Origin of the sequence: Pseudomonas sp. MAG733B, from assembly GCF_036884845.1 — a bacterium.
Classification (GTDB): domain Bacteria; phylum Pseudomonadota; class Gammaproteobacteria; order Pseudomonadales; family Pseudomonadaceae; genus Aquipseudomonas.
The window spans coordinates 5,656,813-5,671,717 of the sequence record NZ_CP145732.1; the positions used below are offsets into that span (position 1 = coordinate 5,656,813).

At 60.1% G+C, this 14,905-nt stretch carries 15 protein-coding genes; 4 read left to right on the forward strand and 11 right to left on the reverse strand.

The annotated features are described in order from the left end of the window. The first annotated feature begins 4 nt into the window (after positions 1–4). From V6Z53_RS25840 to V6Z53_RS25850, 3 genes are all read left to right on the forward strand, one after another. A complete protein-coding gene (locus V6Z53_RS25840; protein WP_338582455.1) occupies positions 5–820 on the forward strand; it encodes an alpha/beta hydrolase in 816 nt (271 codons plus the stop codon). Further along, on the forward strand, positions 814–1,371 hold the full coding sequence (locus tag V6Z53_RS25845) for a peptidylprolyl isomerase (protein ID WP_338582456.1): 558 nt from the start codon (positions 814–816) through the stop codon (positions 1,369–1,371). The genes V6Z53_RS25840 and V6Z53_RS25845 overlap by 7 nt, the downstream gene beginning before the upstream one ends. 93 nt (positions 1,372–1,464) lie before the next feature. Continuing rightward, the gene (locus V6Z53_RS25850; protein ID WP_338582457.1) at positions 1,465–3,297 is read left to right on the forward strand and encodes an ABC transporter ATP-binding protein; all 1,833 of its coding nucleotides are present in this window, start codon (positions 1,465–1,467) and stop codon (positions 3,295–3,297) included. 85 nt (positions 3,298–3,382) lie between these two features. Here the strand turns inward: V6Z53_RS25850 and V6Z53_RS25855 are convergent, their stop codons facing one another. Further along, a complete protein-coding gene (locus tag V6Z53_RS25855) occupies positions 3,383–4,507 on the reverse strand; it encodes a GNAT family N-acetyltransferase (protein ID WP_338582458.1) in 1,125 nt (374 codons plus the stop codon). Positions 4,508–4,789: 282 nt separating this feature from the next. On the opposite strand from V6Z53_RS25855, the gene V6Z53_RS25860 reads away from it, so the two are divergent. Continuing rightward, entirely contained in the window at positions 4,790–6,106 is a 1,317-nt protein-coding gene (locus tag V6Z53_RS25860) for a putative porin (protein ID WP_338582459.1), read from the forward strand. Between the two features lie 137 nt (positions 6,107–6,243). Here the strand turns inward: V6Z53_RS25860 and V6Z53_RS25865 are convergent, their stop codons facing one another. The 10 genes from V6Z53_RS25865 to V6Z53_RS25910 all read right to left on the reverse strand — a co-directional run bounded on the left by V6Z53_RS25865 (position 6,244) and on the right by V6Z53_RS25910 (position 14,814). Beyond that, the gene (locus V6Z53_RS25865) at positions 6,244–7,296 is read right to left on the reverse strand and encodes an AI-2E family transporter (protein WP_338582460.1); all 1,053 of its coding nucleotides are present in this window, start codon (positions 7,294–7,296) and stop codon (positions 6,244–6,246) included. Between the two features lie 69 nt (positions 7,297–7,365). Next, complete coding sequence (locus V6Z53_RS25870) at positions 7,366–8,172, reverse strand: DUF4892 domain-containing protein (RefSeq protein WP_338582461.1); 807 nt, start codon at positions 8,170–8,172, stop codon at positions 7,366–7,368. Positions 8,173–8,180: 8 nt separating this feature from the next. After that, the gene (locus V6Z53_RS25875) at positions 8,181–8,840 is read right to left on the reverse strand and encodes a glutathione S-transferase N-terminal domain-containing protein (protein WP_338582462.1); all 660 of its coding nucleotides are present in this window, start codon (positions 8,838–8,840) and stop codon (positions 8,181–8,183) included. Positions 8,841–8,890: 50 nt separating this feature from the next. Next, positions 8,891–9,745, reverse strand: coding sequence for an alpha/beta hydrolase (locus tag V6Z53_RS25880; protein ID WP_338582463.1), 855 nt, complete (start codon positions 9,743–9,745; stop codon positions 8,891–8,893). Continuing rightward, positions 9,742–10,545 (reverse strand): alpha/beta hydrolase, encoded by an 804-nt coding sequence (locus tag V6Z53_RS25885; RefSeq protein WP_338582464.1) that lies wholly within the window; start codon positions 10,543–10,545, stop codon positions 9,742–9,744. Before V6Z53_RS25885 ends, V6Z53_RS25880 begins: the two co-directional genes overlap by 4 nt. A gap of 113 nt (positions 10,546–10,658) precedes the next feature. Then, on the reverse strand, positions 10,659–11,102 hold the full coding sequence (locus V6Z53_RS25890) for a hotdog fold thioesterase (RefSeq protein WP_103397693.1): 444 nt from the start codon (positions 11,100–11,102) through the stop codon (positions 10,659–10,661). A 32-nt stretch (positions 11,103–11,134) separates the two neighbouring features. After that, the gene (locus V6Z53_RS25895) at positions 11,135–12,790 is read right to left on the reverse strand and encodes an AMP-binding protein (protein ID WP_338582465.1); all 1,656 of its coding nucleotides are present in this window, start codon (positions 12,788–12,790) and stop codon (positions 11,135–11,137) included. A gap of 168 nt (positions 12,791–12,958) precedes the next feature. Continuing rightward, on the reverse strand, positions 12,959–13,414 hold the full coding sequence (gene sixA, locus V6Z53_RS25900) for a phosphohistidine phosphatase SixA (RefSeq protein WP_338582466.1): 456 nt from the start codon (positions 13,412–13,414) through the stop codon (positions 12,959–12,961). After that, entirely contained in the window at positions 13,411–13,758 is a 348-nt protein-coding gene (locus V6Z53_RS25905; protein ID WP_150704360.1) for a DUF4389 domain-containing protein, read from the reverse strand. Before V6Z53_RS25905 ends, sixA begins: the two co-directional genes overlap by 4 nt. Positions 13,759–13,788: 30 nt before the next feature. After that, positions 13,789–14,814, reverse strand: a complete 1,026-nt coding sequence (locus V6Z53_RS25910; protein ID WP_338582467.1) for an NAD(P)H-dependent glycerol-3-phosphate dehydrogenase — start codon at positions 14,812–14,814, stop codon at positions 13,789–13,791. Positions 14,815–14,905 lie beyond the last annotated feature (91 nt).

The window sequence follows — 14,905 nt, forward strand, 5'->3', positions numbered from 1 at the left end:
ATGCATGGCCTATTTCGAACACGAAGGTTGCAACCTGCACTATGAGGAATATGGCCACGGCGCGCCGTTGCTGCTGGTCCACGGGCTGGGTTCCAGCACCCTGGACTGGGAAAAACAGATCCCCGCGCTGGCTGCCCACTACCGGGTGATCGTCCCGGATGTGCGCGGTCACGGGCGCTCCGACAAGCCCCGCGAGCGTTACAGCATCGCCGGGTTCAGCGCCGATCTGGTGGCGCTGATCGAGCATCTGGACCTCGGCCCGACACATTATGTGGGGCTGTCCATGGGCGGCATGATCGGTTTTCAACTCGGCGTGAATCAGCCGCAACTGCTTAAAAGCCTGTGCATCGTCAACAGCGCGCCCGAGGTCAAACTGCGCAGCCGCGACGACTATTGGCAGTGGTTCAAACGCTGGAGCCTGATGCGCGCGCTCAGCCTTCGCACCATCGGCAAAGCCCTGGGCGGCAAATTGTTTCCCAAACCCGAACAGGCAGAATTGCGACAAAAGATGGCTGAACGCTGGGCAAAAAACGACAAACATGCTTATCTCGCCAGCTTCGATGCCATTGTCGGTTGGGGTGTCCAGGAACGACTTTCAAAGGTCACCTGTCCAACCCTCATCGTCAGCGCCGACCGTGACTACACACCGGTTTCGCTGAAGGAAAACTACGTAAGACTGCTGCCGAACGCGCGGCTGGAAGTGATCGCCGATTCGCGTCACGCCACTCCGCTGGACCAGCCCGATCAATTCAACCAGACACTGCTCGAGTTTCTCACCGCAGTCGACACCAACACACTCAGGATCACTGACCCATGCTGAAAAAAATCGCCCTCGCCGCTGGCTCCGTACTGTTTGCCGCCAACCTGATGGCGGCAACGCCTGCCAAGGCGCCGCATGTTCTGCTGGAAACCACCAATGGCCAGATCGAAATCGAACTGGACCCGGTCAAGGCCCCGATCAGCACCAAGAACTTCCTTGAGTACGTGGACGCCGGTTTCTACAACAACACGATTTTCCACCGCGTGATTCCGGGCTTCATGGTCCAGGGTGGCGGTTTCACTCAACAAATGCAGCAAAAAGAAACCAAGGCACCGATCAAGAACGAGCACAAGAACGGTCTGGTCAACGTCCGTGGCACCTTGTCCATGGCCCGTACCTCGGTGCCAGACTCGGCCACCAGCCAGTTCTTCATCAACGTCAAGGACAACGATTTCCTCGACCAGGGTGACGGCTACGCAGTGTTCGGCAAAGTGGTCAAAGGCATGGATGTGGTGGACGTCATCGTCAATTCGCAAACCACCACCCGTGGCGGCATGAAGGATGTACCGGCCGACCCGGTGTTCATCAAGTCGGCCAAGCGCATCGACTGAAACTAAGCTGGACAAGGATGTCCGAGCGGTTGCCGGTGCTGCCGGCAACGCTCAAACCGTTAAAAGGAGAGCCCGTGCGCGGGCGAGAAACCGATGCTTTATCGCCGTTTTGAAAAACTGATCGACATCTTCCGCGACGCCCCGACAGCCGCTCCACCGGACCGCGTCCTGCCCTTCTACACCTATTACCTCAAGCAGGTCTGGCCGAGTTTCGTCGCCCTGCTGATCGTTGGCCTGTTCGGCGCATTGATCGAAGTGGCGCTGTTCAGCTACCTGAGCCGCATCATCGACCTGGCCCAAGGCACGCCCAACGCCGATTTCTTCAAGGAACACGGGATCGAACTGGCCTGGATGGTGGTGGTCGCGCTGATCCTGCGTCCGGTGTTCGTCGGCCTGCATGACCTACTGGTACACCAGACCCTGAGCCCGAGCATGACCAGCCTGATCCGCTGGCAAAACCACAGCTACGTGCTCAAGCAGAGCCTGAATTTTTTCCAGAACGACTTCGCCGGGCGCATCGCCCAACGCATCATGCAAACCGGCAACTCCCTGCGCGATTCCGCCGTGCAAGCGGTGGATGCGTTGTGGCATGTGCTGATCTACGCGATCAGTTCGCTGGTGCTGTTCGCCGAAGCCGACTGGCGCCTGATGATTCCGCTGCTGACCTGGATCGTCGCCTTCATCAGCGCCCTCTATTACTTCGTACCACGGGTCAAGGATCGTTCGGTGGTCGCTTCCGATGCGCGCTCAAAACTCATGGGGCGGATCGTCGATGGCTACACCAACATCACCACCCTGAAGCTGTTCGCCCACACCAATTTCGAGCAGCAATACGCCCGCGAAGCGATCAAGGAACAAACCGAAAAAGCCCAGTTGGCCGGCCGTGTCGTGACCAGCATGGACGTGGTCATCACCAGCATGAACGGCTTGCTGATCGTCGGCACCACCGGCCTGGCCCTGTGGCTTTGGACGCAATCGCTGATCAGCGTGGGCGCCATTGCGCTGGCCACCGGGCTGGTGATCCGCATCGTCAACATGTCCGGCTGGATCATGTGGGTGGTCACCGGCATCTTCGAAAACATCGGCATGGTGCAGGACGGTTTGCAGAGCATCTCGCAGCCGGTCAGCGTGACCGACCGCGACCAGGCCAAACCGTTGACCGTGGCCCGTGGCGAAGTGCGTTTCGAGAACGTGGACTTCCACTACGGCAAGCGCAGCGGGATCATCGGCGGGCTCAACCTGACGATCAAACCGGGTGAGAAGATCGGCCTGATCGGCCCGTCCGGCGCCGGCAAATCAACCTTGGTCAATTTGCTGCTGCGCCTCTACGACGTGGAGGGCGGGAAGATTCTCATCGACGGCCAGAACATCGCCGACGTCGGCCAGGAAAGCCTGCGCGAACGCATCGGCATGATCACTCAGGATACGTCCCTGCTGCATCGTTCGATCCGCGACAACCTGCTTTACGGCAAACCCGATGCCACCGATACCGAACTCTGGGAGGCCGTGCATAAGGCTCGGGCCGACGGATTCATTCCAACGCTTTCGGATGCTGAAGGTCGCATCGGTTTCGATGCCCATGTCGGTGAACGCGGGGTGAAACTTTCCGGCGGCCAGCGTCAGCGGATCGCCATCGCTCGCGTGTTGCTCAAGGACGCACCGATCCTGATCATGGATGAAGCCACGTCGGCACTGGATTCGGAAGTCGAAGCGGCGATTCAGGAAAGCCTGGAAACCCTGATGCAGGGCAAAACCGTGATCGCCATCGCCCACCGACTCTCGACCATCGCCCGGATGGACCGGCTGGTGGTGCTGGAGAACGGCAAGATCGCCGAAACAGGTAGTCATGCCGAACTGTTGGCCCACGGCGGCTTGTACGCACGGCTGTGGCAGCATCAGACGGGTGGGTTTGTCGGGATCGATTGAACCGCGAAAATCAAAAGATCGCAGCCTTCGGCAGCTCCTACAGAGGTAACACCTGTAGGAGCTGCCGAAGGCTGCGATCTTTGCTTTATTGCTGGCGGTATGGCAACACCGTCCGCGCTTCCTCGGCATACGCCAGCACACCCAGCCGTTCCTGCTGAAGGAAGTCTTTGACCGCCGCCTTCAACCCCGGATGACGCAGGTAATGCCAGGAATGGGTGATCACCGGTTCGAACCCGCGAATCAACTTGTGCTCACCCTGGGCACCGGCATCGAAACGCTGAAAGCCATTGGCAATCGCATAGTCCATACCCTGGTAGAAACAGGTCTCGAAATGCAGGCGATCGAACTCCGCCAGGCAGCCCCAGTAACGCCCGTAGAAGCTGTCGCCCCCCACCAGACTGAAGGCCATCGCCACCGGCCGTGAGCCTTGTTTGGCCAAGACCACGCGAATCGATTGCGGCATGCGCTCGGCCAGCAGGCTGAAAAATTCGCGCGTCAGATAAGGCGTTTGCCTACGCACGGCGTACGTATTGGCGTAGCAGGCATAGACAAAATCCCACTGCGCCTGGGTCAGCTCCCGCCCTTCCAGCCACTCGAACTCGAAGCCCTGTCCCACCACCTGTTCGCGCTCCTTGCGCATCTGTTTGCGCTTGCGCGAACTCAGCACATCGAGGAAATCCTGAAAGTCGCGATAGCCGCGATTTTGCCAGTGATACTGGCAACCGATGCGCTGCAACCAGCCCGGTTGCTCGGCCAATGCGGCATCGGTAAACGGGTCGGTGAAGTTGATGTGGGCACTGGAGAGTTGTTCGATTTCCAGATAGCCCGGCAGACTTTTCAGTAGCTCGAAACCATCCTCGACACTGGCTGCCAGCAATCGCGGACCGCTGACCGGACTGAACGGTACGGCGGTCAACAGCTTGGGGTAGTAATCGATTCCGGCACGCTCGCAGGCATCGGCCCAGGCGTGGTCGAACACGTATTCGCCGTAGGAATGCCACTTGCGATAGCTGGGCAATGCGGCAATCAACCGATCCCCTTCGACGTGCAGCAAATGCTCGGGTTGCCAGCCGGAATGTGGCCCGACACTGCCGCTGTCTTCCAGTGCGCTCAGAAATGCGTGGCTCAGAAACGGCTGATTTTCAGGCACCAGCGCGTCCCACGTTTGCGGAGCGATTTCAGACAGACTTTGCAGGCGTTGCAACGGCATTACCGTCCTCACTCTTCTTGGCGTGAAAGCCCCGCAAGTATCGCCGATCGCTCCCGGATGCACACGATCAATTCGACGACAGCGCTCTAACTCAACAGTTCGCGACGACTTTGTATCGTCACCGACATGCCATCACATTGCCACTGCACTGTCATAAACCGTCGCGATACTGGCGCCTGTTTTTAGAGCGTCGGGTTCTAACCCGGCCACTGTTTTCCGTCCATCACTGGTCGGTTGTGCCCTGGATGGCTCAGCCATCCACTCTCATCTTCGGAGATTGATATGCGTCTTGCTTCCACGAAAACTGCGGCGGCCCTGTGTGGTGGCCTGCTGCTGGCCATGAGTGTTCCAGCCAGCGCCGCAGTCGACGCCAAACTGCTCGACATGCTCAAAGCTAACGGCTCGATTACCAACGCGCAGTACAGCGAACTGCAAGCCGAGCTGGCCAGGGATCAGAAAGACCAGCAAATTGCCCGTCAGGCTCAACAAGAGACCAACGAGCAAATCGCCGCAACTGCGAAGAAAACCAACGAACTGAGCACCTTCGACCAGAAACTGGCGTGGGCTGCCAAGACCCAGTTCAAGGGCGACGTGCGCTTCCGTCAGGAAAACGTCCACAACGATGGCGTGTCGAACAACAAAGACCAGGATCGTCAGCGCATTCGTGCCCGCCTGGGTGCCTATACCGAAATCAACCCGCAGGTCGACACCGGTATCCGTATCGCCACCGGCAACAACGATGACCCGCGTTCCACCAACCAGAGCCTGGACAACTACTTCGACAAGAAGCAGATCTGGCTTGACCAGGGTTACGTCGATTACCACCCCGACGCCATCAAGAACCTGCACATCGTTGGCGGCAAGATGCCACAGCAATGGGTGAGCATGGGCGACGTGATCTGGGATAGCGACATCAGCCCTGAAGGTCTGTCCCTGTCGTACAAGTACCCGCTGAGCGGCAGCACCGAGCTGTTCGGTAGCGCCGGTCACTACACCCTCAAGGACAACGTCGATGGCGATGGCGTGCAGTTCAAGCACGACCTGCGTCTGTACGCTGGCCAGTTGGGCGCGCGCTTTGGCATCACCGACAACCTGAAACTGACTCTGGGCGGCAGCGTCTACGGTTACGACAACGACGACGACATCACCCCGGGCGGTACTTCCATCCCGGCCGCGCTGGCAATCAACGGCAACAGCCCGAACGAACAGTTCAAGCTGTTCGAAGGTTTTGGTCAGCTCGACATCGGTGGCCTGCCATTGCCACTCTCGCTGTACGGTCAATACGTCAACAACGACGATGCCAGCAACGACCAGGACACTGCCTGGCTGGCCGGTGTGAAGACCAAGGTCTACGGTTTTGCCATCGACTACAACTACCGCGACGTGCAGCGTAACTCCGTGGTTGGCGCTTTCACCGACTCCGACTTCGCCAACGGTTTCACCGGTTCGCGCGGCAGCAAGTTGAAAGTGAGCTACGAGCTGGACAAGAACTTCAACCTCGGCGCGACGTACTTCATGGCTAACTCTGACTACACCAACGCCACCCTCAAGGACTCCGACATCAACACCCTGCAACTGGATGCTGAAGCGAAGTTCTGATTCACCCCGCTACACGACCCGGGCAGGGAAGCCCGGGGCGCTTTTACAGCCTGGCGTTGGTCCGACGGTCCCCATCATCCGTCCGCCGGATCAACGCGAGTCTGTTTTCCAGTGTTACCGCATGATCCCCTCTGCATTCAGCGACGGTCTTCGACCCGCGCCTGACTCTTGCTCCAGTCCGTCAACAGGCTGTACGCCACCGCCAGTAACGTCGGACCGATGAACAGGCCGATGAAGCCGAACGCAATCAACCCGCCAAACACCCCCAGCAACACGATGACCAACGGCAAGTTGCCGCCGCGACTGATCAGGTACGGCTTGAGCACGTTGTCCACGCCGCTGATGATGAAGGTGCCCCAGATGCCGAGGAATATCGCCATCCCGTACTCGCCTTTCCAGGCCAGCCAGGCCGTGGCCGGAATCCATACCAGCGGCGGTCCCATGGGGATAAGACTGAGCAGGAACGTCACGATGCCAAGTACCAGCGCCCCCGGCACACCGGCGATCAGGAAGCCGATCAGCGCCAGCACGGCCTGAGCCGCCGCCGTGCCGATCACCCCGTTCACCACTCGCTGCACCGTGCCCGCCACCAGTTCGATGTAGTAGCCGGCACGCTTGCCGATCAGGCGCTCGAGCAAGCCATGGACAAACGCCGCCAGCCGTGGCCCGTCACGATAGAAAAAGAATACGAAGACGATGCTCAACGTCAGCTCGAGAATGCCGCCGCCGATCTGCGCACTGCGCGCCAGCAGCCAGTTGCCGACCTGGCCGAAATAAGGCTTGAGCGACACCATCATCGCCGCGCCCTGCTGATCGATGCTGTTCCAGATCCCCACCAGACGACCGCCCACCAATGGAATGCCACCCAGCCAGGCCGGTGCTTCCGGCAGGCCATCGACCTGCACATCCTTGATGAACGCCGTGGCATCACGTACATGGTCCGCCAGGTTGAAGCCCAGCCACACGAGCGGCGCCGCCACCAACACCATCCAGCCCATGGTCAACAGGGCTGCCGCCAGCGATTCGCGGCCATTGAGCCAACGGGTCAGCAGGCGCATCAACGGCCAACTGGCGAACGCCAGCACCGCGCCCCAGAACAACGCCGACCAGAACGGCGCCATCACCCAAAAGCTCGCGCCAAACAGCACCAGGAGCAGGATCTGCACCAACAGCCGATCGTTATTGATCATCCAAGGTCTCGAAAAAATCAGTCGTCAAAAGAATAGGCGAACGCGCCACGCGCGTTCGCCAGATACAGCCTAGCGCAACAGCTCGATGTGCAGGCCAGAGCCTTCGACGCTACCGGTTTCCATCCGCGCCGCACGCACGCCCTGGTCGATCAACGCCTGACGCCAGGCTTCGGCATTCGGCCCGGAAACACTGACCCGCAACGTGGTGTCCAGGTTCAGCCCACGGGAGATCAAGCGCAGCCAGGTGTCGCCCGGCGTCTCAGTCAGTTTGGGAAAGTCGAGCTCGCCGGTGCTTTTGAGTTCGCGCAACAAGGTTGCGGAGGTCGGCAGCAAATCGCCCAGCGGTGCGGCCGCCTCAAACTGTTCGACGTGCAGGTAGGCTTTGCGATTGCCGCGGGTGATGCTGTAAAGCGCCACCAGCGTGTTGTCTTTCGGAGCCGCCAGGCGCAACAGCAGGTACGCCTGCTCATTGTCGGAGCCATAGAGTTTGGCGTTGCCGAACACTTCGTTGGCCCACAGGCTGCTTTCGCCACAATCGCGGGCCTGGCACCAGAACAGCAATTGCGCGTCCTGCTTTTGCAAGGCTTCGCGGGCAGCGGTGAAGGCTTGGGTCGCCGAATGCTCCGGCGGCAGCTCGTACGTCACCGACGTCGCAGTGCCACGGGCGCTGACCTGGCCATCGAAGCGCAACTGGCCGCTGATCTTGCGGATCGAACCGAGCGGATAAATCCGCTCAAGATCGACCGCCGGGCGATAGTCGACGATCTGCGCATCGACCATGCGCGGCACGATCGGCAGGTCCTGGCTGCCTGGAATATCAGCGGCGAACAACAAGGGACTGAAACTGCACAGCGCCAGCAGACTGAGGGATCGCATCGATAGACTCATCGGATCAGCATGGCCTGGGCACCCTTGATGACACTGGCTTCATCGGCGCGTTGCGGCACCAGTAAGCCACGCTGCACAGCGGGCCGGGCCTCCATGGTCGCCATCCAGCGTTGCAACGCCGTCAAGCCGTCCACCGAGACGCCGGACCACTCATAACCACGTACCCACGGGAAGGTCGCGATGTCGGCGATGCTGTACTCGCCGGCAAGAAACTCGACGGTTTGCAGACGCGTGTCGAGCACTTCGTAGAGGCGGCGGGTTTCATGCTGATAGCGGTCGATGGCGCCCTGGAGTTTTTCCGGAAAATAACGGAAAAACACGTTGGCCTGGCCCTGCATCGGGCCTATTCCGCCCATCTGGAACATCAGCCACTGCAAGACCACCGAACGCCCCTTGGGGTCGGTTGGCATCAACTTGCCGGTCATTTCAGCGAGATAAATCAGGATGGCGCCGGACTCGAACACGGCAAAATCGCCGTTGGCGCGATCGACAATCGCCGGAATCCGGCCATTGGGGTTGATCTTGAGGAAGTCCTCGGACTTCTGTTCCTTATTGTCGAAACTCAAGGCATGCACCGTGTACGGCAGGCCGAGTTCCTCGAGCACGATAGAGACCTTGTGGCCATTCGGGGTCGCAGCGGTGTACAGATCTATCATGGTTGTCTCCCATTTCAACCCGCCCAGCCTCGACAGTTGCCCGGTGCAAGTCAAGGAATGGCGAAAAACCGATTGAAACAGTCTGCGACAAGGTCGGCACCGGACTCGTCATTCAAGTGCAAATGATGGCCGCCTGGCAGCTGTTCACGGCTAAAGGGTAGACGTTCCAGCAATTCAGGATGTTTGGCGAGCATGCCGTCGGCGGCAACCACCAGTTTTGCCGGACAACTGATGCGCTGGACGAAGGCCATCGCCTGTTCGGTGGTAAGACGCAGCGGCGATGGCAGTGTCAGGCGATTGTCGGTGCGCCAGGTGTAACCGCCCGGCACCGGCATCAAGCCACGTTGGGCCAGCAGTTCGGCGGCTTCGCGACTGACTGCCACCAAGCCTTTCATGCGCGCTTCAATGGCTCGGTCGAGGTTGTCGTAGACCGGTTTGCGTTTTTCCCGCAGATCCAGCTGCGCCTGAAGGGCCATGCCCATTCGCTCGGCAGCATTTTCGCCTTTGTCTGTAGGAGGAATCACACCATCGATCAACGCCAGATGGGTGACACGCTCCGGCAGCGAGCCGGCAATGATCAGCGAAGCGATCGCGCCCATGGAGTGCCCCAACAGCGCAAATCGATGCAAGCCAAGCTGTTCGGCGACTTGCAGCACATCGTGGGCATAGTCCCACATGGCGTAGCCCGCGCCGGGCGGGCGATGCCCGGAATGACCGTGCCCGGCCATGTCCAGCGCGATGATACGCAGGCCTTTGAGCTTTGGCGCCAGCCGGGCGAAGCTGTTGGCGTTGTCGAGCCAGCCATGCAGCGCAATCACCGGCAAACCGTCTTCGGGACCGAACAGATGCGCCGCCAACTCGATGTGCGGCAGGCTCAGGCGGACTTCTTCGACGACGTTGCTCATGCGCAATCCTGTTGACGACCGTCCCAGCGGCTGAACAGGTTTTTCAGCATCGCGGCAGTGTCCTGCGGACGTTCGAGCGGAAACATGTGGCCACCGGGCATGGTCAGGACTTCACCCTGCGGCAGGCGTCCGACCGAACTGACGTGATGGCGCATCACCACCCGGCTTTTGTGCCCGCGCACCACCGCCAGCGGCACTTTCAATTGCCGTGTGCTGCCTGGGCTGGTGTGTGGCACTCCACGGAAGATGCTGATTTCCGTCGCAGGGTCGAAACGCAGGCGCAGTTTGTTTCCAACCTTGTGCAAACCGTGCTGCAGATAGGCGTCAAAACATTCGGCATCGAAACCGCGAAACAGGGTTTTGCCGGCGAAATAGTGGCGGGCGCTTTCGAGATCGGCGAACTCTTCCCGCCGTCCCAAGGTCCGGCCAGCAGGCGTCAACTTATCGATGAAACCGAAACGCTTGGCCGCGCGGATCACCCATTGATCGGTACGAGTCAGCACCGGCGAATCGAGCATGACCACCCCGCGATATAGCTCGGGGCAACGCAACGCTGCGTGCAGGTGCAAGACCCCGCCGAAGGAATGGCCGACGCCCCACACCGGTTCTGGTTGCTGCCGGAGATGATGAATCAGCTCGTCCACCAGGTTGTACCAGTTGTCGTCCGCCGGAAAACGCGGGTCATGAGCGTGCTGCTCCAGATGCGTCACCTGATACTCGGGCGCCAGCGCCGCGAACAATTTGCCGTAGGTGCCCGAAGGGAAACCATTGGCGTGGGCGAAAAATATCTGTTGCGACATACCGGCAAATCCATGAGCGAGAACAGGTGTTGATTGTCCGTAAGACCGCGTCCTACAGCAATGACCGTAACTGACAGGAATGATGACAGTCCGGTCAAAGCTATGGATCGCCGTCAACGTGCCGGCGGCTTCTCACCCAGCGGCACTACTGCCATGGTCAGCCGCGATACGCAACTGGCCTTACCTTCATCGCTGGTCAGGCGGATGTCCCAGACATGGGTCGTGCGCCCGATGTGAATCGGCTTGGCAACAGCCGTCACCCGACCGCTGCGCAGGCCGCGCAAGTGGTTGGCGTTAATTTCCAGCCCCACGCAATAAAACTTGCTGGCATCGATGCACAGGTAACTGGCCATGGAGCCGACGCTTTCGGCCAACACCACCGACGCACCGCCATGCAGCAAGCCGTAAGGCTGGTGGGTGCGGTGGTCGATGACCATGCTCGCGGTCAGGGATTCTTCATCGAAGGCTTCAAAGCGGATGTCCAGCACTTCGCCGATGGTGTTTTTCTGGATTGCGTTCAACTGTTCGATGTTGGGAGTGGTGCGCCACAGACTCATCGCAGATTTTCCTTGTTGGTTTTATTCGTGCCTCAATCCTGCCACAGCACCGCTTCGTTGCGCTCGCTCCATTCTTCGAAGCGGGCACCGTAGGCCGCTTCGATCACGTTGCGCTTGATCTTCAGGGTTGGCGTGAGGAAGCCGTTTTCAACGGCCCAGCTGTCCTTGACCACCACCAGCCGCCGCAAACGCTCGTGTTTGTCGAGGGCGTTGTTGACCTCCTCCAGCAGCTTTTCCAGGCTGGAATGCAACCCCGCCCGCGCCTCTTGTTTCCCGACGGCAGACAGTACGCACAAGCCCAGCGGCGCACTCAAGCCATCGCCGACCACGCACACCTGTTCGATGCGCGAATGCACCGCCAGGCGATTTTCAATCGGCGCCGGCGCCACGTATTTTCCTTTGCTGGTCTTGAAGATTTCCTTCAGGCGCCCGGTCAGGCGCAGGTTACCTTCGGCATCTTCTTCGCCCTTGTCGCCGGTACGCAGGAAGCCGTCCTCGGTGATGGTGTCAGCGGTTTTCTGCGGTTCCTTGAAATAGCCGAGCATGGTCGCGCCGCTGCGCACCATCACCTCGCCCGACTCATCGATGCGGACCTCGACTTCCGGGCAAGGCTTGCCGATCCAGCCGGGTTTGTTCTGCCCCGGCAGGCAAATGTGCGAATAACCGCAGCTTTCGGTCATGCCATAGACCTCCAGCACGTCCAGCCCGAGCTTGCGATACCACAACAGCAAGCTCAGCGGCACCGGCGCGGCACCGGACAGCGCCACGCGCAAGGCATCGAGCCCCAGCCCGGCGAGGACTTTATGCCCGACCCGCTTACCGATGATTGGCAGGCCCAGCAGGAAGTCGAGGCGTTTTGCCGGGATCTTGCCGTACACGCCCATCTGGAACTTGGTCCAGATACGCGGCACGCCAAACAGCGCGGTCGGCCGGGCTCGTCGCAGATCGGCCAGGAAGGTGTCGAGGCTTTCGGCAAAGAACACGGTTTGCCCGGTATAGATCGACGCCAGTTCAACGAACATCCGTTCCGCCACATGACACAGCGGCAGATACGACAGCAGTCGATCCGACTCATTGAGACCAAACAGCTGCGTACCACGTGTGGTGGCGAAACCCAGATTGCCGAAGCTGTGCATCACGCCTTTGGGCATGCCGGTAGTGCCGGAGGTGTAGATGATGGTCGCCAGTTGATCGGCGCCGGGTTTGGGGTCGTCCTGGATCGGCGAACTGCGTTGCAGATCGTCCCAGCTGAAATTGAAGGAGCCCGGTGGGTGCAGTGGCAGGCTGATGGTCGGCAGATCGGGATTGACCCCGCGAGACATGCCGGGCCAATCGTCGAGCTTGCCGATAAACGCCAGCGCCGCTTCCGAGTGTTCCAGCACCTGGGCCACGGATTCGGCCGTGAGATTGGGGTACAGCGGCACCGAAACATGCCCGGCCATCCAGATCGCCAGGTCGGCGATGATCCAGTGCGCGCAGTTTTTCGAGATGAGAGCGATGTGACTGCCTTGGGGCAACTCCCGCGCCCGCAACCAATGCGCGGCGCAGCGAGCCTGATGACCGACGTCGGCCCAAGTCAGGGTCTCGACTTGCCCACCGCCGATGGGCTGAACCAAAAAGCGCTGACGCGGATGGCGGGCCTCACGCTCGTAGAAAACGTCCAGCGGCAAACGAAAAGCGGCAGACATGCGACTCGCTCCTTTGGTTTTGGTCTGGAGCAAGCGTAGCTAACCAAGCAAGTGCTTGGTTGAAATTTTGTAAGAAAAAAATAGATCAAAAGATCGCAGCCTTCGGCAGCTCCTACAGGGTGCACACCATCCCGATGTAGGAGCTGCCGAAGGCTGCGATCTTTGCTTTTATGGGTGCTTGATGCTGTCGAGTTTCATGGAGCCGACCAACAGTTCATCACCCTTGAGCTCCGCCAGCCCGGCCGTGCTGACCCTCTCCGGTGGATGCCCGGCGCCATGTTGCAGGTAGCTCAGCAGATTCCCCACCAGCGGGTTGTGGCTGACCAGCAACACGTTGCTGACCGCAACCATCTGTTCGGCCACCTTGTCCGGCTCGGTGTCCGGTGTCAGCCATTCGACGGTGCGGATTTCCGGTTTGAAACCCAATGCCTCGTGCACCAGCTGTGCGGTCTGCTGCGCTCGCAGGTACGGACTTGCATAAATCGCCGTCAGCGGCTGGCCAATCAAGTACGCAGCGCTGCGCAGCACTTCTTCACGACCGTGGTCCGTCAGTTCCCGCTCCGAATCGCTGGAGCGGGAGCCGTGTGGCACCGCTTCACCATGACGCAATACCCAGATTTTCATAGCTTGGGTTCCTCATCTCGGGCCGGGTGTGGCGCTGGCGCCACGACGTGCGGCGCTTCACCTTCCGGCGTACGCGGCGTTGGCCAATCGGCAAACGGCCAAGGCTTCTGGTCGCTGTGAAAACTGCCGAAACGACCGATCTGCGCCAGGAACTGGCTCAGACTGTCGCCGAAGTTCATCAGGCTGGCGCTCGGAGCGCCATAAATCAAACGATAGATCAACTGCACCAGCACCACGGCACCCAGGATGAATTGCGCCACTTGCCAGACCAGCACAAAGACGATCATCCACAGCACTCGCAGCAAAATGGATTCGTACTTGGCTTCTACTTTCTGATCGTTCATGTCTCGCTCCGTTCCGGTTAAGTAGTGGGCTCAGTTGAAACCGCTGGTGGAAATAAAGTCGACGTCGGTCTTCGGCTCGCCGCGCATCAGCAGGCCGATCACCTGCTCAAGCGTGCGCCCTTCAAACAGGATCGCATGCAGCCCGGCGACCAGCGGCATGTACACGCCGACCTCTTGGGATTTGGCTTTGAGTACCTTGAGAGTGTTCACACCTTCGGCCACTTCGCCCAGACGGTTGACCGCCTCGTCCAGGCTCAAGCCCTGGCCGAGGGCAAACCCGACCTGATAGTTGCGGCTTTTCGGCGAAGAGCAGGTCACGATCAAATCGCCCACGCCCGCCAGCCCCAGGAAGGTCATCGGGTTGGCGCCCTGATTCACCGCGAACCGGGTCATTTCTGCCAGCGCCCGGGTGATCAGCATGCTCTTGGTGTTTTCGCCCATGTCCAGCGCCACCGCCATGCCGGCAATAATCGCGTAGACGTTTTTCAATGCACCGCCCAGCTCCACGCCGAAACGGTCGGCGCTGGCATAAACGCGAAAAGTGCGGCCATGCAGAACGGCCTGGACACGCTCGCAGAGTTCTTCGTCTTCACTGGCGACCACCGTGGCGGTCAGCGCGTGTTCGGCGATCTCACGGGCCAGGTTCGGCCCGGACAGCACGCCGATGCGCGCTTGCGGGGCGATCTCTTCGAGGATCTGGCTCATCAGTTTGAAGGTCTGGGCTTCGATGCCCTTGGTCAGGCTCACCAGCATTTTGCCGCGCAGCAATTCGGCGTGCGGGGCCAACACTGAACGCAACGCGCTGGACGGCAGTGCGACGAAACTAAGGTCGCAGGCTTCCAGGGTCGCTTGCAGGTCGGTGACCGGGGTTACGCCGGGCAGAATCTTGATGCCTTTGAGGTAACGCGGGTTTTCGCGATTGACCCGAATGGCCTCGGCCTGGTCGGGATCACGCATCCACTGCAGGACCTGATGGCCGTTCTCGGCCAGCAGATTTGCCACGGCGGTACCAAAACTTCCGCCTCCCAGGACCGCAATCGGGCGCTGTTCAGTCATATGCAATCCGTTAATCCATACCAGTGGCGATGTCGGCATTATACGGAGCGCCCCAGTCGCGGCCAGCCCCCGCGTCAATTACCCGCGCAGA